General features: G+C 59.2%; 21 protein-coding genes and 2 tRNA genes. 4 read left to right on the forward strand and 19 right to left on the reverse strand.

Annotated elements, in window-relative coordinates; translation table 11 throughout:
• Window positions 1–11 precede the first annotated feature (11 nt).
• From WCX18_RS07240 to WCX18_RS07255, 4 genes are read right to left on the reverse strand one after another with little or no spacing between them, the layout of a single operon-like run.
• Window positions 12–1,280, reverse strand: coding sequence for an ArsS family sensor histidine kinase (locus WCX18_RS07240; protein WP_345986962.1), 1,269 nt, complete (start codon window positions 1,278–1,280; stop codon window positions 12–14).
• Entirely contained in the window at window positions 1,267–1,947 is a 681-nt protein-coding gene (locus tag WCX18_RS07245) for a response regulator transcription factor (RefSeq protein ID WP_345986963.1), read from the reverse strand. Before WCX18_RS07245 ends, WCX18_RS07240 begins: the two co-directional genes overlap by 14 nt.
• Window positions 1,948–1,998: 51 nt before the next feature.
• Window positions 1,999–2,784 carry a TIGR00730 family Rossman fold protein gene (locus WCX18_RS07250; RefSeq protein WP_345986964.1) on the reverse strand — a complete coding sequence of 262 codons (786 nt, stop codon included), beginning with the start codon at window positions 2,782–2,784 and terminating at the stop codon, window positions 1,999–2,001.
• 2 nt (window positions 2,785–2,786) lie between these two features.
• Window positions 2,787–3,713: a 5'-nucleotidase gene (locus WCX18_RS07255; protein WP_345986965.1), complete on the reverse strand. Its 927-nt coding sequence runs from the start codon at window positions 3,711–3,713 to the stop codon at window positions 2,787–2,789.
• 103 nt (window positions 3,714–3,816) lie between these two features.
• Between WCX18_RS07255 and fbaA the strand changes: the two genes are divergently transcribed.
• Window positions 3,817–4,896, forward strand: coding sequence for a class II fructose-bisphosphate aldolase (gene fbaA / locus WCX18_RS07260; RefSeq protein ID WP_345986966.1), 1,080 nt, complete (start codon window positions 3,817–3,819; stop codon window positions 4,894–4,896).
• Here fbaA and WCX18_RS07265 read toward each other — a convergent pair.
• The 3 genes from WCX18_RS07265 to WCX18_RS07275 form a co-directional block, all read right to left on the reverse strand.
• Window positions 4,893–5,768 (reverse strand): pyridoxal-phosphate dependent enzyme, encoded by an 876-nt coding sequence (locus WCX18_RS07265; RefSeq protein WP_345986967.1) that lies wholly within the window; start codon window positions 5,766–5,768, stop codon window positions 4,893–4,895. The genes fbaA and WCX18_RS07265 overlap by 4 nt on opposite strands.
• Before the next feature lies 1 nt (window position 5,769).
• Window positions 5,770–6,609, reverse strand: coding sequence for a peptidyl-prolyl cis-trans isomerase (locus tag WCX18_RS07270; protein WP_345986968.1), 840 nt, complete (start codon window positions 6,607–6,609; stop codon window positions 5,770–5,772).
• Window positions 6,610–6,686: 77 nt separating this feature from the next.
• Complete coding sequence (locus WCX18_RS07275) at window positions 6,687–8,627, reverse strand: response regulator (RefSeq protein WP_345986969.1); 1,941 nt, start codon at window positions 8,625–8,627, stop codon at window positions 6,687–6,689.
• Window positions 8,628–8,756: 129 nt separating this feature from the next.
• Between WCX18_RS07275 and nth the strand changes: the two genes are divergently transcribed.
• Window positions 8,757–9,413, forward strand: coding sequence for an endonuclease III (nth, locus tag WCX18_RS07280; RefSeq protein WP_345986970.1), 657 nt, complete (start codon window positions 8,757–8,759; stop codon window positions 9,411–9,413).
• Here nth and WCX18_RS07285 read toward each other — a convergent pair.
• Genes WCX18_RS07285 through WCX18_RS07300 form a run of 4 tightly spaced genes read right to left on the reverse strand, consistent with a single transcriptional unit; the run spans window position 9,410 to window position 12,765 of the window.
• Window positions 9,410–10,666: a M20/M25/M40 family metallo-hydrolase gene (locus tag WCX18_RS07285; RefSeq protein WP_345986971.1), complete on the reverse strand. Its 1,257-nt coding sequence runs from the start codon at window positions 10,664–10,666 to the stop codon at window positions 9,410–9,412. The two genes, nth and WCX18_RS07285, sit on opposite strands and share 4 nt — an antisense overlap.
• Before the next feature lie 10 nt (window positions 10,667–10,676).
• On the reverse strand, window positions 10,677–11,387 hold the full coding sequence (cmoA, locus tag WCX18_RS07290) for a carboxy-S-adenosyl-L-methionine synthase CmoA (RefSeq protein ID WP_345990782.1): 711 nt from the start codon (window positions 11,385–11,387) through the stop codon (window positions 10,677–10,679).
• Entirely contained in the window at window positions 11,387–11,731 is a 345-nt protein-coding gene (locus WCX18_RS07295; protein WP_345986972.1) for a TraR/DksA C4-type zinc finger protein, read from the reverse strand. The genes cmoA and WCX18_RS07295 overlap by 1 nt, the downstream gene beginning before the upstream one ends.
• Window positions 11,728–12,765 (reverse strand): bifunctional 3,4-dihydroxy-2-butanone 4-phosphate synthase/GTP cyclohydrolase II, encoded by a 1,038-nt coding sequence (locus WCX18_RS07300; RefSeq protein ID WP_345986973.1) that lies wholly within the window; start codon window positions 12,763–12,765, stop codon window positions 11,728–11,730. Before WCX18_RS07300 ends, WCX18_RS07295 begins: the two co-directional genes overlap by 4 nt.
• 177 nt (window positions 12,766–12,942) lie before the next feature.
• On the opposite strand from WCX18_RS07300, the gene WCX18_RS07305 reads away from it, so the two are divergent.
• A tRNA-Gln gene (locus tag WCX18_RS07305) sits at window positions 12,943–13,017 on the forward strand.
• Between the two features lie 21 nt (window positions 13,018–13,038).
• A tRNA-Met gene (locus WCX18_RS07310) sits at window positions 13,039–13,115 on the forward strand.
• A gap of 259 nt (window positions 13,116–13,374) precedes the next feature.
• Here the strand turns inward: WCX18_RS07310 and WCX18_RS07315 are convergent.
• The 8 genes from WCX18_RS07315 to WCX18_RS07350 all read right to left on the reverse strand — a co-directional run bounded on the left by WCX18_RS07315 (window position 13,375) and on the right by WCX18_RS07350 (window position 21,167).
• The gene (locus tag WCX18_RS07315) at window positions 13,375–13,830 is read right to left on the reverse strand and encodes a hypothetical protein (RefSeq protein WP_345986974.1); all 456 of its coding nucleotides are present in this window, start codon (window positions 13,828–13,830) and stop codon (window positions 13,375–13,377) included.
• A complete protein-coding gene (locus WCX18_RS07320; RefSeq protein ID WP_345986975.1) occupies window positions 13,827–15,218 on the reverse strand; it encodes a glycosyltransferase in 1,392 nt (463 codons plus the stop codon). Before WCX18_RS07320 ends, WCX18_RS07315 begins: the two co-directional genes overlap by 4 nt.
• Entirely contained in the window at window positions 15,215–16,339 is a 1,125-nt protein-coding gene (locus WCX18_RS07325; RefSeq protein ID WP_345986976.1) for a hypothetical protein, read from the reverse strand. Before WCX18_RS07325 ends, WCX18_RS07320 begins: the two co-directional genes overlap by 4 nt.
• Window positions 16,339–18,042 (reverse strand): YaiO family outer membrane beta-barrel protein, encoded by a 1,704-nt coding sequence (locus tag WCX18_RS07330; protein WP_345986977.1) that lies wholly within the window; start codon window positions 18,040–18,042, stop codon window positions 16,339–16,341. Before WCX18_RS07330 ends, WCX18_RS07325 begins: the two co-directional genes overlap by 1 nt.
• A gap of 411 nt (window positions 18,043–18,453) precedes the next feature.
• Window positions 18,454–18,867 carry an ArsC/Spx/MgsR family protein gene (locus WCX18_RS07335; RefSeq protein ID WP_345986978.1) on the reverse strand — a complete coding sequence of 138 codons (414 nt, stop codon included), beginning with the start codon at window positions 18,865–18,867 and terminating at the stop codon, window positions 18,454–18,456.
• Entirely contained in the window at window positions 18,864–19,166 is a 303-nt protein-coding gene (locus tag WCX18_RS07340) for a hypothetical protein (protein WP_345986979.1), read from the reverse strand. The genes WCX18_RS07335 and WCX18_RS07340 overlap by 4 nt, the downstream gene beginning before the upstream one ends.
• Before the next feature lie 2 nt (window positions 19,167–19,168).
• Window positions 19,169–19,864: a hypothetical protein gene (locus WCX18_RS07345; RefSeq protein WP_345986980.1), complete on the reverse strand. Its 696-nt coding sequence runs from the start codon at window positions 19,862–19,864 to the stop codon at window positions 19,169–19,171.
• Between the two features lie 148 nt (window positions 19,865–20,012).
• Window positions 20,013–21,167, reverse strand: a complete 1,155-nt coding sequence (locus WCX18_RS07350; RefSeq protein WP_345986981.1) for a VWA-like domain-containing protein — start codon at window positions 21,165–21,167, stop codon at window positions 20,013–20,015.
• Window positions 21,168–21,215: the final 48 nt, after the last annotated feature.

A 21,215-nucleotide genomic window follows, 5' to 3' on the forward strand; every position in this document is an offset into this window, starting at 1 on the left:
CTTCCCAAACGCTACGTTTCAGGCAACTGATTCCCCATGGAGGTATTAGCAAAACAGATCTTGAAGTTATGCTGCCCCTCTTCGTACGCGTAGCGCAGTGCATAACCGTGGCGCGTCACGATCTCGTTGACGATGTAGAGCCCGAGGCCCATCCCCTCCAGGGAGTGCTGGGAGAGGTCGCGCTGGTACGCCTTGAGGTAGTGGGTATACTCCTCCTTGAACGGCTCCCCGGCATTGGCAATCCGCAGACAGTCCCCTTCAAAACCGATGGTGACCGGCCGCTGCGACGCGTACTTCACCGCGTTGTCGATCAGGTTTTTCAGGGCATAGGCAAAGAGGTCGAAATCGACCATGATCTTTTCGCTGCCGACGGCGATCTCCAGCTCCGATCGCGGCACCCCCAGCAGGTCGATCGCCTGGTCCAGGACGTCGACGCAGGCGTAGGAGCGGATATCGAGCTGCAGGTGGCGGGCCGTCAGCGACTCCACCCGGGCCAGGTCGTTGAGGTGCCCCTGCATCTGTTCGAAAAGCTCCTCGAGGATCGCCTTGTCCTTGGGCGCAATCTCCAGCAGGTGTGCCAGCAGCTTCCCTTTGCTGATCGGGGTTTTGAGCTCATGCATGACGTTGCGCAGGAAGAGCGAACGGCTGCGCTGCAGGGCCTCGATCTTCTGGACGCTGTCGTGGAAGGCATTGGCCACCTGCGCCACCTCGTCGCTCCCCTCGACCTTCGTATCGATCCCCTTCTCCCCGTCGGCAAAACGGAGGATCTGCCGGTGCAGGTGCTGCAGCGGTTCGATGGAGCCCGACATATAGCGGTAGAGCAGAATGACCGTGATCAGGACGATGGCGGCCGCAACGAGGATGTAGAGCATATAGGGCTTCATCTCCTTGTCGCTGCGGTAGTAATACATGTCGTGCATCTTGTAGGCGTAGTAGCAGTGCATATCGTAGACAAAGATCTCGATGTTTCCCGACTGGAAGGTGCGACGCAGCAGCGGGTCCTCGATGAAGGGTTTGCCCTCTTCGCGGATCCGCTTCATCACCTCCCCGCCGACGGGGGTGAGCTGGTGCTCTTTGAGGTAGCGCGCGAATGCTTCGGGCGTCGGCTTGGTCATAAAAAGCAGGTCGTAGAGCATGACGGCGCGCTGGATCTCGTTGCGTTTGTCGAGCTGGATGGAGAGGTAAAGTGCCATCAGCGTCGCCGCGATCAGCAGCAGGGCCGTGATGGCACCTACCAGGCGGGCGGCGAAGATGATCGAACGGGGGTTAATGTTCGTCAAACCGGTACCCTATGCCGCGCACGGTCTGGATGAAGGTGTCAAAATGCTCCGGGTCGAGCTTTTTGCGGATGCGCCCGACAAGGATATTGATGCTCTCGACCCCGCTGTCGAAACGGTGCGACTCGATGCTGTTGGCGATATCGGCACGGGAGATGGTGCGGTTGGGATGCTTCAGCATCAGTTTAAGGATCTCGTACTCCGCCAGGGTCAGTCTTAACGGCTCGCCGTCAAAGTAGATGAGTGTCGCCTCTTCGTCGATGCGGAAACGGCTCTGCGTCTCCTCCGCTTCCGTCTCGCTCCGCCCCCGGCGCCGCAGCACGGTCTTGATCCGCGCCATCAGTTCACGCGGGTCGTAGGGTTTGGGGAGGTAGTCGTCCGCCCCGTTCTCCAGCCCGGTCAGCTTGTCGTCGAGGTCGGTGCGTGCGCTGGAGATGATGATGGGCACATCGGAGTGCTCGCGGATCTTGCGGCAGAGCATCAGCCCGTCCATCTCCGGCAGGGAGAGGTCGAGGACCACGAGGTCGTACGGTGCCGCTTCCAGCGCCTTCATCGCCCGGGAGGGACGCGTGACGTGCTCGACCGCCATCCCCTCCTGGCGCAGAAAACGCCCCAGCAGTTCCGCCATCTGGACATCGTCTTCGATCAAAAGCAAGCGGGTCGCGTCCACGGGCCATCCTTTCATCGGCATCCAGCATACCCCTGCATCAAAAACGCTTCATTAACGTTCCGCGGGGTCGTCACCGTCCCCCGTGCAGCGCTCCTCGAAAAAGCGCTGCAGTTTCTGGTAATAGGGGGTATCTGAGAGGCCGCTCGCCCGGAGCGACTGCAGCTGCATCCGCAGCGATTCGCGGATCTCCCGTACGACCAGGTCGACATCGTCGGTCAGCGTCAGCATGGCCAGGTCCTCCTCGCTGATCATCCCCTCGGCGAGCAGAGAGTTGCGTATAAACTCCAGAAGCGGTGCGTAGAAAGCCTCCCCCATCAGGAAAACGCACACCCCGTCGACTTTCTTCGTCTGGATCAGGGTCAGCGCCTCGAAGAGCTCGTCCAGGGTTCCGAACCCTCCGGGCATGATGACGTAGGCCGTGGAGTATTTGACCAGCATCACCTTCCGGGAGAAGAAGTAGTCGAAATCCTCCTCCTTGGTCGTATAGGGGTTGGGGTGCTGTTCCGTCGGGAGTTCGATGTTGAGGCCGACCGATTCGATCCCCTCATCCCGGTAGTCGTAGGCCCCGCGGTTTGCCGCTTCCATGATGCCGGGACCGCCGCCGCTGATGACGTTGAAGCCCGAGGCCGCCAGTTTCCCGGAAAGTTCGACGGTTTTGGCGTACCAGGGGTGATCCTCGCCGACCCTGGCACTGCCGAAGATCGTCACCGCCGGTCCGAGGTCGCCCAGTTCGTCAAACCCCTTGACGAAATCGGCGATGATCTTGAAGACCGACCAGACGTCGGACGACTTGATATCCTTGACATAGCGCTGCTCGATCTTCTGCTCTTTGGCCATCGCTACTTCTCCTCTGGCATCAGTGCACGGATCGGCGAATCGCTCTTGTAGGGCACCTTGCCCGACGGCACGACCCGCGACGCCCCGTCGAGGTGGATATCCTGGTCATCAAAGAAGATATGGGCCCCGTACGCTTCGAGGACCTCCTCCTTGCCCAGACCGCCGAGAAAAAAGGCCTCGTCGACATGCACCCCCCAGCGCCGAAGGGTCTGGATGACCCGTTCGTGCGCCGGCGAGTTCCGCGCCGTGACGATGGCGATGCGCACCGGCGACGGTGCCGGGGCGAAGTGGCGCTGCAGATACGAGAGGGTGATCAGCAGCTTCGCGAACGGCCCCGCCTCCAGGGGCTCGTCGGCATGGGCTTTCTCATGCGCCCAGAACGCCTCGATGCCGTCACGCTTGTAGATCAGCTCGCTCGCCTCGGAAAAGAGCACCGCATCGGCGTCGAAGGCGATCCGGATCTGGTCATCGTGGCGCCCGGCCGTTTGCGGCGGCGCGTAGAGCACGGCGGCCGCCACCCCGCCGTCCACCGCCTGCTGCACGTCCTCTTCGGACTTCGAGAGGAAGAGATCGACTTTGAAGGCGTCCAGGTAGGGGGAGAGCGACGTACCGCCGCTGAACGCCGCCCGCGTGATCGGCAGGCCGTAGTGGGCCACGGAGTTAAAGACCCGGAGCCCCGTATCGGGGGAGTTGCGCGACATGACGATCACTTCGACGACCGGCTTCCCCGCCTTGACGTTGAGGCCCAGCAGCGCCTCCACCAGAGGAAAAGCCGTCCCTTTTTCCAGCGGTACCTTCTCATGTTCGAGCTGGTAGGCGCGGTACGCCTCGAGCCCCTCTTCCTCGAAAACTCGGTTGGAAGTTTCCAGGTCGAAGAGCGCCCGGGAGGAGATACCGATCACCAGGACCGAAGAGAGATCAAATGCCATTGCCTGCAACCTTCGCGTAATAAATACGCACGTATTTAACGGTTATCATAGCGAAAAGCGCTATAATCCGCATTAGAAATTTTCTGTCCCCAAGGATCTTTTTATGGCACAAGGTATTCTCGATCTGGTCAAACCCGGCGTCCTCTTCGGAGACGACGTCCAGAAGGTGTTCGCAGCGGCGAAAGCGGGCAAGTTCGCCCTTCCGGCGGTCAACGTCGTCAACGTCGAATCCATCAACGGCGTCCTGGAAGCGGCGGCGAAGGTCAACTCCCCCGTCATCATCCAGTTCTCCAACGGCGGCGGCCAGTTCTATGCGGGCAAAGGGCTCTCCAACGACGGCGAAAAAGCCGCCATCGCCGGAACGATCAGCGGGGCACACCATGTGCACATGATGGCCGAGCTCTACGGCGTCCCTGTCATCCTGCACACCGACCACGCGGCGCGCAAACTCCTGCCGTGGATCGACGCGCTGCTCGATGCGGGCGAAGCGCATTTCGACCGTACGGGCAAACCGCTGTTCAGCTCCCACATGCTCGACCTCTCCGAAGAGAGCCTTGAAGAGAACGTCGCCACCTGTGCCGAGTACCTGGCGCGCATGGACAAGATCGGGATGACCATCGAGATCGAGCTGGGCGTCACCGGCGGCGAAGAGGACGGCGTCGACAACACCAACATCGACAACGCCCTGCTCTACACCCAGCCCGAAGATGTCGCCTACGCCTACGAGATCCTCAGCAAGATCAGCCCGCGCTTCACCGTCGCGGCCTCCTTCGGGAACGTCCACGGGGTCTACAAGCCGGGCAACGTAGTCCTGACACCGAAAATCCTGGACAACTCGCAGCAGTACATCGCCGAGAAGTTCGGCACGGCCGAAAAACCGGTCAACTTCGTCTTCCACGGCGGCTCCGGCTCCGCACCCGAAGAGATCACCGAAGCCCTCGGCTACGGCGTCATCAAGATGAACATCGATACCGATACGCAGTGGGCAACCTGGGACGGCGTCAGAGACTATGTCGCGAAGTACCACGACTACCTGCAGGGACAGATCGGCAACCCCGAAGGCGAAGACAAGCCGAACAAGAAGTACTACGACCCGCGCAAATGGCTCCGTGCCGGCCAGGAGAGCCTGGTCGCGCGCGTCGAGCAGGCCTTTGCCGACCTCAACGCCCTCAACCGCAACTAAGGGCGCCGCGCATAGCGCGCGAGCATCGTCTCGTTGCCGCTGACGCCGCCCGAATGCACGTACAGCATTTCTCCTTCCAATTCATCCCACGCTTCCATTAACGCCAGCCACATCACCGGTGCATAGATCAGGTCGAATTCCACGCCCGCCGCTTTGAGTTTTTCGTATGTCTGCAGCAGCGCGTTGTGCAGGCTGCCGAAACGGTAGGGCGTGGAGAGGATTGTCAGGTTCGGCGGCAGCGGCATCAGCGCTTCGATCTGCCGCCGCAGGTAAGCCGGGTCACCGACGGCCGCGACCGTGACGATGCGGCACTCCGGCAGGGCTTTCGCCAGGTAGGCCGCCGTCGTCCCCGTCCCCGAGGGCGTCACGACATTGAGCTGTTCGATGCCCTGCTCCGCTTTCCACTCCCGGATCTCTTCGGCCAGTACCGATACCCCCTCCTGCGCAGCCGGGTCGGCACCGCCCTGTGGAATCAACCGTACGCGTTCATTCTCCTTGCTACGCGCTTTCAGTGCATTTACGGCCGCATCGTACGCCGTCGGATGCACTTCATGCAGCTGTATCCCCAGCGCCAGGGCATGGCGGTAGTTCCCCTGCGGGTCCGCTTTGAGATGCTGCGGTGCTGTTTTCGCGGTGTATTCGAAACGCCACCCTTTCAGACGGCAAAGCGCGGCGATGGAGAGCATGGCGTTGGACTGGATGCCGCCGTAGGAGACAAGCGTATGGATGACGTTGGAAGGGGTCTGCAGCAGTGCGTAGAGTTTACGGTATTTATTGCCGCTGAAAAAGGGGTGGATCAGGTCGTCGCGTTTGAGGTAAAGCTCCCGCCCTTCAAACCGGAAGGGCTCGAACGGTGCGGGAATGAGGTGCAAATTATTTGCTGTAGGTGATTTTAGCAGCGTCTTTGAGCGCTTTGGTTTTCGCTTCCATCTCTTTTTGGAATTTCTCCTGCTTCAGGCGCTGTTCGATGAACGGTTTTGCTTCATCAAGCGTCGCTTTTTTGCCCGCTTGCTTCTCTTCGAGATAGATGATGTGGTAGCCGAACTGGGTTTTGACCGGTGCCGGCGTAATCTCGCCCACTTTCATACCGAAGACGGCATCGTTGAATTCCGGTACCATCTGCCCCTGCTGGAAGAAGCCGAGGTCGCCGCCCTTCGGACCGCTCGGGCCTGTTGATTTCGCTTTGGCTTCTTCGATGAACTTCTCTTTGAGCTTGTCGCCTTTGAGGCTTTTCATCCCGGCGATGATCGTTTTCGCTTCATCCTCCGTTTTGACGAGGATATGGCGTGCATGGACCTTCTCTTTCTGTTCGAACTCGTCGCCGTGGCTGTCATAGTAAGCCTTGATCTCTTTGTCAGTGACCTTGATGCCTTCGAGCAGGTTCTCCTGCCAGACTTTCGCTGCCAGCTGTTTCTGGATGCGCGCCACGATATCGTCATACTCTTTTTTGTATTTTGCGGAATCGAGGACACCCTCTTTCTTCGCGGCTTCGTAGACGAGCTCCTGCATGACGAGGCCCTCAACGACGCGCTGCTGCAGTTCGTCCTGCTTCTCTTTCGGCAGAGAGGTGAAACGACCCTGCGTTCCCTCCATCAGGACCGCATTCACCTCTTCGGATGTGATCGTTTTCCCGTTGACCGTGGCCACGACTGCCGCAGAGGCGCTCACGCTGATCAGCGCTGCCGCCATCAATGATTTGATGATAAGCTTCATTCATTCACCTTTGTTTAAAGTGAAAGTATTGTAATTACGAATATTAAACAGATACCCAACGGCCGGGGCGGGCCGCCTTAGGAGAGGGCAGGTTTGCTCAGATAGCGTTCGAGAATCCCCTCGAGTTTTTCGCGGCCCAGGGGTTTGGCGAGGTAGTCGTCAAGCCCCTCGCCGAGGATGCGTTCCCGGTCACCCTCCATGACAAGGGCCGTCACGGCGATGATGGGGGCCGGGTGTTCGCGGAAGAGCGGAAGCTTGCGGATCTCATGCGTCGCGGCGATCCCATCCTTGACCGGCATGTCGATATCCATGAAGATCACGTCAAAGGGGTATTTGCGGCACAGCTCTACCGCATCGTGCCCGTTGGCGGCCACCGTGACGGAGAGGTTGTACTCTTCGAGCAGCAGTTTGGTCAGGCGCTGGTTGATGATGTTGTCTTCGACGACCAGAGCCTTGATCTTGCGCTCGCCGCCCTGCGGCTTTTCGACGCTCCTGACCGGCAGCTGCAGGACCTGGGTCAGGTGTTTGGAGATCCGTGAAGGCAGCAACGGTTTTTTCAGGGTGTAATCGATCACCTGGCGCACGCGCTCCGGCAGGACCTCTTCCTCGTCGACCAGCATGACGAAGCGGCACGGGTGCGACTCGAAGGCCCCCAGCTGCATCAGCCAGCCCGAGTTCTCCTTCGGCGCGACGATATAGAGGATATCCGTCTCGCCGCAGTCCACATGCTCCGTGTAGTGCACCTTCGTCACCGAGAGGCCGAACGCCTGCAGGTAGCGGCTGAGAAGGTTGCCGTCGAAAAGGCGGTCGTCGTCGAAGAGCAGCACTTTCGCGCTGTGGTCGCGGATGGGGTCGAAGCTGGTCACGGTCGTACCGGTCACATTGAGGTTGAAGGAGAAATGCGACCCGCGCCCCTCTTCGGAGGTGACTTCCAGCCAGGAGCCCATCATATGCAGCAGCCCCTCGGTCAGGGTCAGCCCGACGCCCAGGCGGTTGTCGGAGTGCCCGCCCGTCTCGAAGAGCTTGGTAATGCTCGCCAGCCGCTCCGGCGCGATGCCGACGCCTGTATCCTTGACGCTGATGTGGAGGGTATAGAGGTCGTTCGCATGTTTCTTGGCGACCCGGATGTCGACATGCACCCTGCCCCCGGACTCGGTGAACTTGACGGCGTTGTCGACCAGCAGGGAGATCACCTGGCGGAATTTGCGCGGATCGGCCTCGATGTAGGTCGGCAGGGCCGGGTCGATAAAGACATAGAGCCCGATGCCGCGCTGGCGCGCTTCGTACTCGTAGTGTCGGAGCAGCGATTCGAGTTCACCCATCGGCTTGAACTCGGTGATGTCGAGGCTGAGGCGGCCGGTCTGCATCTGCGCGAGGTCCAGCAGGGACTCGATGTTGTTCATCATATACTGCGAAGAGCGCTCGATCATCTCGATGTAGTCGCGCTGGGTCGCCGAGGGGTGCGACGATTTCAGCAGTTCGACGAACCCCATGATGCCGTTCATCGGTGTACGGAACTCGTGGGAGATGTTGTGCAGGAACTGCTGCTTGGCCGTCTCCGCGCGTTCGCGTTCCATGCGCGCCCGCTCCTGCTCGGTGACGTCCGTCATCTCCAGAAACGAAAGCCCGTTGTACCCGCTTTTGAAGACCCGGCTGCGCAGGGCGAACACCTTTGTTTCGCCGTTGGGGAGTTTCATATGTACCTGCGGCGGTTTTTCCGCCTCGCGCTCGAGCTGCCGCAGCCAGAGTTCATCGCTCTCGGCGAAGATCTCGTAGTTCGGATCGTTGAAGAAATCGGCGATCCGGTCGTACTGCTCGCGGAACTCTTCCATATTCTTAAAACCGAAGGTGTTGTAAAAAGCGAGGTTGGCCCCCACCCATCCCTTTGCCGGGCTGAAAAACATTACCGTGGCGCTCTGCGCATCAAGATAACTGAACAACAGCGACTTGCTGATGTAGTCGTCGGGGAGGTCTCCCGCGTCTGTACGCTTCCCGAAAAGCCAGCTGATCAATCCCATCGGGCGCTCCTTTCACAATCTTTCACAATGTCAAGTTTCATAGTGTAGCCATCCCAAGCTTTTACATTTATTACACTTATATCAAAATTTCAGACCCGTAACCCGGTACGCTTTGCTACAATGGCACCCATGAAAAAAGTGAAAAAAGCCACCAAAGCAGAGATCGAAGCCATCAAAGCGGCCCTGATGGAGCGCTACAGCGAGGCCGTCACGGAGCTGGATTACCGCAACGCCTACGAACTTGTCATCGCCGTCGCCCTCTCGGCCCAGTGCACGGACAAGCGGGTCAACCTGATCACCCCCGCGCTTTTCGAGAAGTATCCCGATCCCGCAGCCCTGGCGTGCGCCGACGTCAACGACGTCAAAGCGATCATCAACAGCTGCTCCTTCTTTAACAACAAGGCCGTCAACATTATCAAGATGGCGCAGCGGGTCATGGAGGTCTACGGGGGCGAGATCCCGATGAACGAAAAGGACCTCGTCACGCTCGCGGGCGTCGGGCAGAAGACGGCGCACGTCGTGATGATCGAATACACCGGCGCCAACCTGATGGCCGTAGACACCCACGTCTTCCGGGTCGCCCACCGCCTGGGCCTCAGCGACGACGAAACGGCCCTCAAAACCGAGGAGACCCTCGTCAAGAAATTCAAGACCGACCTGCACGCCCTGCACCAGGGGATGGTCCTGTTCGGCCGCTACATCTGTACGGCGAAGAACCCCAAATGCGACACGGAGTGTTTCCTGCGCGACTACTGTAAAAGCACGGAGGGGTTCAAAGCGCGCTAAGCGCGCGCGGCGATCACTTTTTCAACAACCGCGAAGACCCGTTCGACGCTCCCCAGGTCGACGCGTTCACGGGTCGAGTGCGGATGGGTGATCGTCGGCCCGATAGAGGCCATCTGCATCTGCGGGAAGTGCTTCTTGATAATGCCGCACTCCAGCCCGGCGTGGATGGCCCCGATGGAGACCGTTTCGCCGCTGGCCGCCTCGTAGGCCGCCCTGACCTCTTCGACGAACCCCTCCTGTTCCGGCTCCCACGGTGCATAGAACCCCTCGCTCTCCACCGAAGCCCCGAAGGCGCTGAAATAGGCCGTCGTCTCCGATTCGATCCGGCGGAGGTCCGCTTCGATCATCGAACGGGCACTGAGCTTGATCGTGAGCGCCGTCTCGGTCGTCGCGATCTCGGCGAGGTTGATGCTCGTACGCACAATTCCCAACCCGGCATCAAAATCGCGGACCCCGTGCGCAAAGGCGTGCAGCATCGGCAGCAGCGGGTTCTCGATGACCTCGCAGAACTGTTTTCCCAGGGGGCGGAGCATCGCGTCATCCGCTTCGTTTTCAAACGCCACCGCGGCGACGGCCCGCTTGGGAACGGCATTGCGGCGTTCTCCCCCCGCGATGGAGACGAGGGAAGCGCCCATGGCATAAAGTTTCGCCGCGAGTTCCTTGATGGCGTTGGGGAGATGTTTGTCGATGTCGACGCCCGAATGCCCGCCGGGGTACCCTTCGGCCACCGCTTCATAGCAGTAGAGCTCCCGCGACGTGCGCGTCAGCGGCAGCGTGACGTTCAGGTCGACCCCGCCCGCGCAGCCGACGGTGATCTCCCCGAACTCCTCGCTGTCGAGGTTGAGCAAAACCGGGGTCTTGAGCGGAACGGCGAGGGCCCGCGCGCCGACCAGCCCGGTCTCCTCGTCGGAGGTAAAGAGGCAGTCGACCGGCCTGCCCGCCTCCATCAGGGCCAGCATCATCGCCATCCCCATCCCGTTGTCCGCGCCGAGCGTCGAATCTTTCGCATGCAGCCATCCCGCTTCCTCATACAGAACCAGCTCCGGGGCGTGTCCTATACAGACCATGTCGTAGTGCGCCTGCAGCGTCACCTGCGCGTCCGCATGGCTGCAGAGCAGGTTCCCCGCGCTGTCCGTGTGCGTTGTGTAGCCGTACGCTCCGGCTTTTTCGCCCAGGTAGGCGAGCATCTGCGCCGTGTCGCCGGAACAGTGCGGGATCGCGCAGAGGGCTTTGAAATGTTCGATGACCGTCATGGAGGCGCTCCTATTTTTTCAGTGCGATAAAGGTCGCGAAATTGCCCCAGCGGAAGATCGTCTCGCAGTGCGCGAAGCCGCAGCGCGTCACCATCTCACGGTTCTCCGCTTCGGTGTAGGGGATCAGGACGTTCTCCAGCGCTTCGCGCTTCTGCATGATCTCGTATTCGCTGTAGCCCTGCGTCTTCTTGAAGTCGTAATAGCCGTCGATGAGCAGCTTGTTGAGCCGCTTGTCCTCGCTGACGACCTTTTCGCTGAAGATGAAGACCCCTCCGGGGTTGAGTGCGTCGAAAATACGCTGTACCAGCGTCTCGCGCACCGGGGGGCGGACGAACTGCAGGGTATAGTTCGTGATAAAGACGTCGGCCGCCTCGTACCCGAAGGTCATGATGTCGGCCTCTTCGAGCCGTATTTTCGAACCGAAGACGGCGAGCTTCCGATGCGCCTGTTCGAGCATGGAGGCGGCGTTGTCGATGCCCACGAGCTCCGCGGCGACATGAAGGTCCCGCTCGATGCTCAGCAGCGTCGAGGCGGTGGAACAGCCCAGGTCGTAGAGCCGTCCGCCCTCGCGCAGGTACGCCAGCGCGAAACGCTTCGTCAGCGCCATCGCCTCCTCGTAAAAGGGAACGGAACGCTTGAGCATGTCGTCGAAGACCGCCGCGATCTGTTCGTCGAACTCGAACTGCTTCTCGATCGGTTTGTTGAATACCTTGTCTTCCATCATTCCCCCTTCTCTTTGGCACACGCCACGCAGAGCGTCGCTTCCGGTATGAGCGCCAGACGCGCCGGCGCGATAGGTTCATCGCACGCTTCACAGACCCCGAAGTCTTCGGAGTCGATGCGCGACAACGCGTAGGCCAGACGGTTCCTGCGCCTCACGGCTGCTTCATAGGCCTTGGCCGCGACCTCCTGCTCTCCCATCAGCTCCGAGCGCGTCAGTTCCCCCAGACAGCAGTCCGGGGCAATGGGTTCGAGCTGGGGCTCCAGCTGCGCGATCTCGCCGGCCGTCTTTGCGCGTGCCTCCTCAAGCGTGCACCGCAGCAGTGCCCTCTCTTCCGGTGTCATTCATCGGCGTCCAGGTGGATCACTTCGGCGACATCCAGGCCGAACCCACCCAGACCGACAAAAGCGGGGACATTCGAATCGGTGATGAGGCGCATATGTTTCACCCCGAGCGATTTGAGGATCTGCGCGCCGATGCCGTACTCTTTCATGTTGCCGCCGGTCGCATCGGGGTTGTTGATAAAGACCAGCACGCCGCTGTTTAGCTTGAGGTACTCGATGCTCTCGATCAGCCGGTTGTACTTGGACTGGTTCAGCAGCAGGTCGAGGTCGGGGATGACGTTGTGCACCTTGACGTTGGCCGTTTCGCCGACATTGTAGAAAACGACCGCCGTATGGTGGTTGCCGTCGTGGTCTTCAAAGTCGTGGCGCTTGGCCTTGACCCCGAAGAACTCGATCTCCGTCTCCCCCGTGCCGTGTACCAGGGTCTCGTTGGCCATGCGGTACTCGACGATGTCGGAGATGTAGACGATCTGCAGCGCATGCTTCTCCGCGAAGAGATCGAGGTCGTCGCGGCGCGCCATGGTGCCGTCCTCTTTCATCACTTCGCAGATGACAGCCGACTCGCTCAGCCCCGCGAGGCGGCAGAGATCGACGGAGCCTTCCGTATGCCCCGTACGCACCAGGGTGCCCCCCTCTTTGGCAATGAGCGGGAAGATATGTCCCGGGCGTGCCAGCTGCTCCGGGCGGCTGAGCGGATCGGCAAGGATGCGGATGGTGAGGTCGCGCTCCCCGGCGGAGATCCCCGTGGTCGCTTCCGCTGCATCGACGGAGACGGTAAAGGCCGTTTCGTGCGCCGACGTGTTGGACGTCACCATCGGTGCGAGCTGCAGCCGTTTGGCCGTCGCGTCGGAAAGGGCCACGCAGATGAGCCCTTTGGCGTGCGTCGCCATAAAGTTGACGTGCTCCGGCGTTGAGAAGACCGATGCGTAAACAAGGTCCCCCTCGTTCTCTCTGTCCTCGTCATCCATCATGATGACCATCTCGCCGCGCTTGATCGCTTCAATCGCTTTTTTTACCCGTTCGATCGGTGTCATTTGTCTCCCTGAACCTTGTGTCGGAATCCGTACGTGTGTTGTGAAATCCGTATATAATAGTTGCAATTATAGCCAATAAAAAGTTTTCATAAATTTCTCCCGAAAACCCTTGACATTGCGGCGTATATTGCCTATAATTTCGGCCTCAACTGACACAGAGCGGTTGAAGATGCGGACTGGGGTATCGCCAAGCGGTAAGGCACTTGGTTTTGGTCCAAGCATTCGGGGGTTCGAATCCCTCTACCCCATCCACCTCTTATCATTTTTAACGATCGCGGGATAGAGCAGTTCGGTAGCTCGTCGGGCTCATAACCCGAAGGTCATAGGTTCAAATCCTATTCCCGCAACCAATCGAAACCTTCAAATCAAAAATCAAACCTTTTTTCCAAAACGAGCTCTTTTCTTATCTGATTTATTCCGAAGCTCATCGGCCCGTTCGGTACTTCGTACATCGACCGTGCGCGTTGGCCTGAGAACGTGAAGCAGTTCACGTTCTCGTGACGGCCTTTGGCGGTTCAAATCCTATTCCCGCAACCAATCGAAACCTTCAAATCAAAAATCAAACCTTTTTTCCAAAACGAGCTCTTTTCCTTCCGGATATCCACGTTCCTATTTTGATGCCGCTTCCTTCACAAAACTTTTGAAATCGGACGTCATAAAATAGCGGTGCACATAGGTCCGGACCTTCGCTGACGCCAATACCCCGGCAAGCTCCCGGGCGTCAGCCTCGGGAAGGGCGATGTATTCCATCCCCAGGCGCCGGCACGCCTCCGCTTCGCTCTGCGCCAGTTCCCGCACGAACGGCACCTCGGGATTCAGGACGGACACAACGCGCCGGACCCCATGACTGTCCTGCAGCTGCGCCAGTGCCTCCGGGTCCGGATAAGGGCCGGCATAGATATGCTTATCAATAAAGTAGACACTCCCCTTAAAGGGTTGCAGCGGGTTGGCGTACGCCTCGACCTTGTCGAAATTGGTAAGCACCATCAGAAAATAGTAGCTTAGAAACGTCAGCAGCAGCGGAATACGCACACTCCAGAAGCGCAGGCTGTCCAACCATTTCAAATCGACTTCCTTTTGATATGTCCCCATGAGCGGTTAAAGACGTTGAACATGGCGAGGAACCCCTCCACTTTGAGCATCGGCCGGTAGAGGAAGGGTTCAAGGAAACTCAGCATCAGCAGCCGGTAGATGTCCTTCAGTTTCGTCAGGCGGCGCTTGACGAACATATCGAGCGACAGGGCCCCGATATTGAGCACGGTTCCCCAGGCGAACTCCAGCAGGAAAAAGACGATGAGCGCTTCGCGGTTCAGCAGCCCGAAGATATAGAGCGTGATGATGGAGACGAGCCCCATGAACGTCACCATCGGTGCGATCCCCTCGACCATCAGATAATAGGGGAGCGCGAGCATCCCGACCCTGCCGTATTTCGGATTGAAAATCATTTTCTTGTTGTGGTAGAGGGTCTCGATCAGCCCCCGGTGCCAGCGGTTGCGCTGGCGCAGCAGCGATTTGTAGTCGGTGGGTACCTGTGTCCAGCACATCGTATCGGGCAGGAAACGGACGGTGTGGTCGATATTGTTATCGTAACAGTGGCGATGGATACGCACCAGCAGGTCGAAATCTTCGCCCACCGTATGCCGGTAGCCGCCGATGGAGAGGACCATGTCTTTACGGAAAACGCCGAACGCGCCGGAAATGATCAGCAGCGCGCCGAAACGTTCCCAGGCGATCCTCCCGGCGAGGAACCCGCGGGTGTACTCCAGCACCTGGAAAGATTCGATCTGCGTCTCCGGCAGCCCGCGGCGCAGGACGTGCTTCTCGACGACGTCGCAGCCGTTCATGACGTTTACCCTGCCCCCGATGGCCACCAGCCGCCTGTCGAGGGAGAAGAGCACGATGCTCCTCAGGATCGCGTCAAACTCCAGCAGCGAGTCCGCGTCCACACTGCAAAACAGCGGGAAGCGCGAGACGTTGATGCCGCAGTTGAGCGCGTCCGCCTTCCCCCCGTTGGCTTTGTCGACGACGATCAGGTTCGGATAATCCGGCGAGGTGTATGTCTGCCGGATCGGCTGGTGCGAAACGTACAGCCGTACGGGGACGTTGCTCGGTTCCAGGCCGAACTCCTCCTTGAGACGCGAAAGCGTACTGTCGGTCGAACCGTCATTGATCACGATGATCTCGTACTCGGGGAAATGGAGCTTCAGGAAAGAGTGGACCGAGGCGATGATCGTCTGCTCCTCGTTGAATGCCGGTACCAGGATCGACATCGGCCGGTAGTTGTTCGAATTGATAATGCGGCTGACGATGACATTCTTGGCGGAGAAAAAATAGGCCATGACCTGTTTGAGCGAAATCAGGATAAACACCGTCGTCGTCATGTTCGTAAACACGAGGAACATCAGGTAAAGGACCTGAAGCAGCAGGAAAAGATAGATCAGGTATTCGCTCATCGTTCTGCTCCAAGCGGGTAGAAGGCGTTCAGGCTGTCAAGGAAAAAGGGGTCGACGATTTTGCCGGCCGCATTGCGCGTGACGATATCCAGGATCTCGACGCGCCCGATACCGTGTTTTTTACACATTTCGAAGATGTTTCTCCTGACATAATAGTTTTCATCGAAGAAGTAGCCATACATGAATGTCAGCGCGGACCTGCCGCACAGATCCAGCCCGGTCCGGGCACAGACGATGCGGGTGACCGTGTTGGGACTGTTGTAATACGCCCTGATCACATCGCACTCCATCGCCCCGATCTTGTGGAGACTCCGTATATAGGTGACGACGAACTGCTCATCCTCCCGGTGGCGTTCGAACAGGCTTTTGAGCAGCGGGGCGTATTCGCGTTTCTTCGTATCCCCCAGCGCCGCGACGACGCTTCTGACCATGACCATCGGCGCATTACGGAACAGCGCCCCGTTCAGGAAAGCTTCCAATTCCCGGTACGCGATGTCGACAAACGCCTGCATATAGACGAACTCGCTGAACTTCAGGCTGATCCCCCTGCTGTATGCCCCCTGCAGCACCTCCGTAATATGCTCCAGGTCCTCGTCCGTATCGGCGAGCTTCGCAAAACCGTACACGGAGTAGACCATCATTTCGAAGTCGGTATGTTTTGCAATCATCTTCTTGAAAAAAGATTTCAGCCGCGGCGAATAGAGGAAAAGCATCTTCGTGAAAAAGAACTTTTTTTTCACCTCCGACCAGCTCGTCTCATGCCGGCGCAGCAGGTAGGTGTCCACATCCATCGCCATGGCGAGCTCCCGCGTCTTACTCCGTTCCGCGATGGGAAGAAAACTGTTCGTCTCGGTCAGGGCATCGGCAAGCGCATAGTAATCAAGCCTCCCGCTCACCGCGATGTCGTTCCGGCCCGTTTCAATGTAGCGGCTGATCAGCGGGAGATAGCGCTCTTTGCGCTGGACCACGCTGAACCTCCTGCGCTCGATGGAGTACTGCGATACCGACAGGACAATGAGCAGCACGACCGCGCTCAGAAAAAATGCGACCGTCACGTCCCAGACAAGCGGCAGCTTGTCCGTCAGGAACATCAGCCAGGAGTGGAGTATGTTTTCAGGCATCACCAGTACCTTTTGAGGTAGAGGCTCGCGCCCCGGCGATCGAATGTCGCGGTGTCCGAACGGTAGTGGTCATAAAAAAGCGCGCCCCCCGCCATCCACTCCGGCGTCAGCCGGTAGCTCCCCTCCCCCCGGAGCATGTCGGCGTCCGTATGGCTGAACACATTGCCGATGTCGACCTTCTCCGACGACGAGGCCCGAGTATAGGAGAGCACGGCGTCCCAGCGGCAGGCACTTTCGTATTTCAGCAGGTTCAGCAGCGCGTAACTGCCGCTCTCGGGTATCCAGTAGAATTTCTGGTTCCAGGTGTAACGGTTGCCGAAATAGAGGGAGTACTCCGGGACCAGCAGGTGCGTATCCGTCTCTTTGTAATGACTGTAGACGTACCCCATGCCGATCTCGAAATTCCCTATCCCCTTGTAAAGGTGCCCGCCGAGGCTGTAGCGGGGGAGGAACGCCGCATCCGGAGCCGCGGAGAAGGAGAGGTAGCCCCACGTCCCGCTGCCGAAAGCGTCGTAAAGCTCTCCCCGGACATTCGTGTCGTAGAGGCCGTAGCGCCAGACCCGCTCAGCCGCGGCGACAAGGACACGGCGTGCAATCGGCACCTCGATACCGGCGTAGACCCGCCCGTCGTCGTCACGGCCGTCGCTGTAGGAGGCGAGTTCCGTCCCCGCCTCGAAGGCGTGGACCCGGGTGCGGCAGTAAAGCTCCGGGTAGGCAGTGCGGAACGTCTCCAGCGCCTCGCCTTCCAACGCCGACACGGCATCCCCCGCCTTCGATTTTTCATGCTGTTGCAGCAATACCATGGCATACATCCGGGTCGTTTCCAGGTCCCCGGGTTGCTCCGCGACGAGCGTTTCAAGCAGCGCTTCGGCTTTGCCCGTTTCCCCCGAGGCCATATAAAGCGCCGCCAGCTGTTTCCCCGTTTCGGCGTCGCCCTGCTTCGCATACTTCTGCTGCAGGCGTTCGGCGGCTTCGGCGTTTTTGCCCTGCCAGCGCAGCAGGTTTGTCAGGATCGTCTCCGCCTCCGTACTGGCGGGGTAGCGCTCCAAAAGTGTGCGGGCGGCGGCTTCCGCTTCCGGGAGTTGCTGCACCCTGATCAGTGCGCGGACACGGAGCAGCATAACGTCGTAGGCGTTTCTGACCGCCTCCGGCTCCGCATCGATCAGTGCCGGGACTTCCCCCGGCGCTTCCGCCAGAAGCGTTTCACCCCTCTCAAGCAGAAGCGCAGTCCTAAGCTGCAGGTAGACGCGGTCGTTTTTGTAAGCCGGGTCAAGCGACACGAGCTGCTTGAACTGGGTCTGCGCTTCTGCCGTACGCCCGGACCAGAACAGCAGCGTCGCGTACTGTTTCAACACGGCCCCGTCACGGGGAAACGCCTCTGCCAGCATACGCGAGGCGTCGCAGGCTGCCGACGCGCCCTGCACCCGCGCCACCTCGTACAGGCGGTCGACAAAAAGCTGCCGGATCCTGTCCGGATCGTCTTTGACCGTTTCAAAAGCGCCCGCCCAGAGCTTTGCCGCGCTTTCCCGGACGTCCGCTTCACTGCTGCCGACAAAACAGCGCACAGAGTAACCGCCCTGCTCAGCATAGGTCACGCAGTACGGCGCGAGATCGCCCGGGAGATGCTGCCGTGCTTCCTGGGCCGCCATGGGCGTTTCAAACTGACCGACGCTCGCCGAGAAGATGTCAGCCGACAGGCACACAGGCAACAATATCCACGGCAAAAAAAGTCGTTTCATGCTGTCAAACCACAATCTTTCATATTTTTTTCGTACTCTGCATGATACGGTATGCTTCCTAAAGCTCCGATTCGCCACGTTAAAAAACAATATTGTTGCGTTTCGACCGTCACATCGGTTGTTGCCGTGGAACTAATACCGGAAAGCAATACGGGATATTCTATGCAAGCGTAGAAACGGTTTCAGCGAGAGAGGGAAAAAGGTGCGCTTGCAGGGACGGCGGAACGTCCCGAAGCGGTTAGAACTGTTTGGCGTAGACGGCAACGGCGATCAGACCGATATAGACCATTGCCATGAAGCTGAACTTCGTGCGAAAGTAGTTGTCCAAAGCGTGCATCGTTTCTCCTTGAGCCTTGATTACCACACTTATTGCAATTATGGTTCCGGACAGAATTCGCCGTTTTCGGAGGAGCAGCCGTTGTCAATCGGCGTACCCAGCGGCGTGTTGATGATCCCCTCGATTTTCGCCTGGTCAAAGCCGCACATGCGGTGGCCGTTGACGCTGATAAGGGGCCGGCGGATCAGAATGGGGTCTTGGAGGAGCATGGAGAGGGCTGTTTCGGCGTTGTAAGCCGTGGGGTCGACCCGTCCCTCTTTGACGGCGGGGGCGTTGGGGTTGAACCACTCGGCAACGGGGCGCCCATCCAGATAGGTGCGCAGCTCGTCGGGCCCCATGTTGAGCGCCAGCAGGTTCTGTACGATCAGCGTACAGCCTGCCTTGTAGAGCAGCTTCTTCTGACGCGCATTGGTGGCGCAGCCCGGTTTTTCGTAAAAGAGGACCAGTGTCATCCCAGTTCGACCATATCGATGGCTTTGTCGGTGAGGCAGTAGGTCGTCGTACCGTCGTCATCCTCGGTCATGCAGTGGTTGAGGCACCCCGCATCCCAGAGGATCTCGATCGCTTCGTCGACGAGATGCTGGTCGAGCCCGAGGTAAAAGGCGATATCCTCCGCCTCGTAAACACTGTAGTTCTCCTCGTCGGCGAGGTTATAGATCGCCTTCATTACGCTGCGGAGAATCCGCGTCTTGTCAATCGGTTCGGACATGTCCATACCAGTTTCGGACATCTCTACACTCTCTTCGGACATTTTCACTCCTTCAAAGCCGCTATCTGTTTTTGCAGTGCAATCCGCTGCAGCGGATGCAACTGCGTCTTTTCCACCCATGTCTCGTACGCATCTGTATAGTGCGCTTTGAGCAGAGGATGCAAATTCTGTGCCTGCTTGCTCAGCGTCTCCAGGTAGGCCTTCGCCTCGTCGTAGCTGAACTTGCGCACTGGCTGCAGGCGGCGCTTCACCCCTTCGACCAGCTTGTCGTCCAGGAAGTCTTCCGCCATCGTCAGAAAGGCCGTCGCGGCCCCCAGGTCGGCATAGTGTTCGTTCCAGATACGGCCGTTGATGACCTGGTCGCAGGCCATGTCGATAAAGACCGGGGCGTACTCCAGCACCTGCACCAGCTCGGTAAAGTCGTTGTCGACCATGGCGCGGAAGAGCATCCGGCTCCGGTTGCGCACCTTGACCCGCAGACGGTCGTTGGCGATGACGTCGGGATGCAGCCGCGTAAAACGCTCGTACGCCCCCAGGCGCGAATGGTTGAAGGCCATGATGGAGACCATGACGTTTTTGTCGCTGACCTGTTCCGGGTGCGAACCGGAGGGGCGGTAGAAGGCCCACTCCAGCCTCGCCTCGTCATCCTCGTGGTAGAGGTAGAGTTCGTCGCCACGTGTCTCGAAGTCCGGTTCATCCTTGAGGGCTTCGATCTCTTCCTTGTAACTCAGGTCGTACATATCTACTCCTCACGGCATCCGAACAAAGTCCGGATACCTGCGTTAACACTGGGTTTGCTTCGGCAGCAGGCCCACGCACCCTTGGCGCTTTGTCGCATTCCATGCTCCTGTTTCATTCCCATTACTATGCAGAGCACAGCTGATTTCCTCACAGGTCGAAATAAAAGACGTCGCCGTAGGGCTCGAAACGCTTCATGTTGCGCTTCTCGCTCACCAGGAACAGTGTCGGCAGGTGCGAGGCCTTTTCGATCTTGAAGAAGCCGTCGCTGAGCACCATCAGCGTCGCCGCCGCTTCGTCCGCCGTATTGAGGTACTCCAGCACCGGTGCGAACTGCGTCCCGCCGTTGCCCTTCTCGAAAGCCACTTCCGGTTTGAGCGCCTGGGCGTCGTAGGTGACGATCTTCTCCTTGTCGACCTCATCGTCGAAGGGAATGACCGTTACCTTGAAGTCGGTACTGAGGCGCAGCACCGAGTCGATGATGCCGAGGAACTTCGAGAAGGTGTTGCGGCTGATACTCATGGAGCGGTCCAGCGCGATGTAGAGGTTGAGGCGGTTGTGCTCCTGGCGGTAGCCGGGCAGGTAGAGCCCCTGGTAGATGAAACGGCGGTTGGGCCGGGAGAAGTCGCTCTGCTTGTCGAAGAAGCTCTCCGTCATGTAGGTGTGCAGGAGCGTCGCGAGGTCGATCTTTGGGCGGGTGACTTCGCGGATTACTTCCAGGAAGGAGGCCGGGATGTTCCCCTGCTTCTGCGCCGCGCCCATGGCCTGGACAATCAGCGCATCGATCTCTTCCATCGCCGCTTCGCTGTCACCCTCGCTCTCTATGAGGTCCTGCTTCTGCTCCTGCGGGTTCTCGTCGTCGGGCGTGCCCTCCCCCTCCGGGTTCTCCTGGTACAGCGCGTTGTAGACCTCCTCGACGCTCTGGTCGCGGTACTTCTCCATCATCACTTCGTGTTCGGGCCGCTCGCCCACCCGCTCGAAATCATCGAGCAGCAGGTTGATGACGACGTCGCTGCTGCGGTTCCACGTCTTGTGGTCGCGCCCGCCCATACGGAAGGGGTGCTTGAGCATGATGTGCAGCAGCGTATGCGCGTAGATGTACTTTAGCTGCTGTTCGGGAATAGTATCGGCCATGGTCGTATCGACGTAGATGGCCGTCCCGTCGGTCTCGAAGGCTTCGTGGGGGTTCTTGCGGTAGCGCATGGGCAGGGAGAGTGCCAGCACGCTCAGAAACGGGTGGTCAAATAGGAACTGGACGCGGATCTTCTCCAGCCGGCGCTGCAAATCGCTCTGTTCTTCTGGCATGGCCCTCTCTCTACCCTGGGTTTATGCCGGAAAATATGCAATCGCCGT

The organism is Sulfurimonas sp. HSL1-2 (assembly GCF_039645565.1).
Classification (GTDB): domain Bacteria; phylum Campylobacterota; class Campylobacteria; order Campylobacterales; family Sulfurimonadaceae; genus Thiomicrolovo; species Thiomicrolovo zhangzhouensis.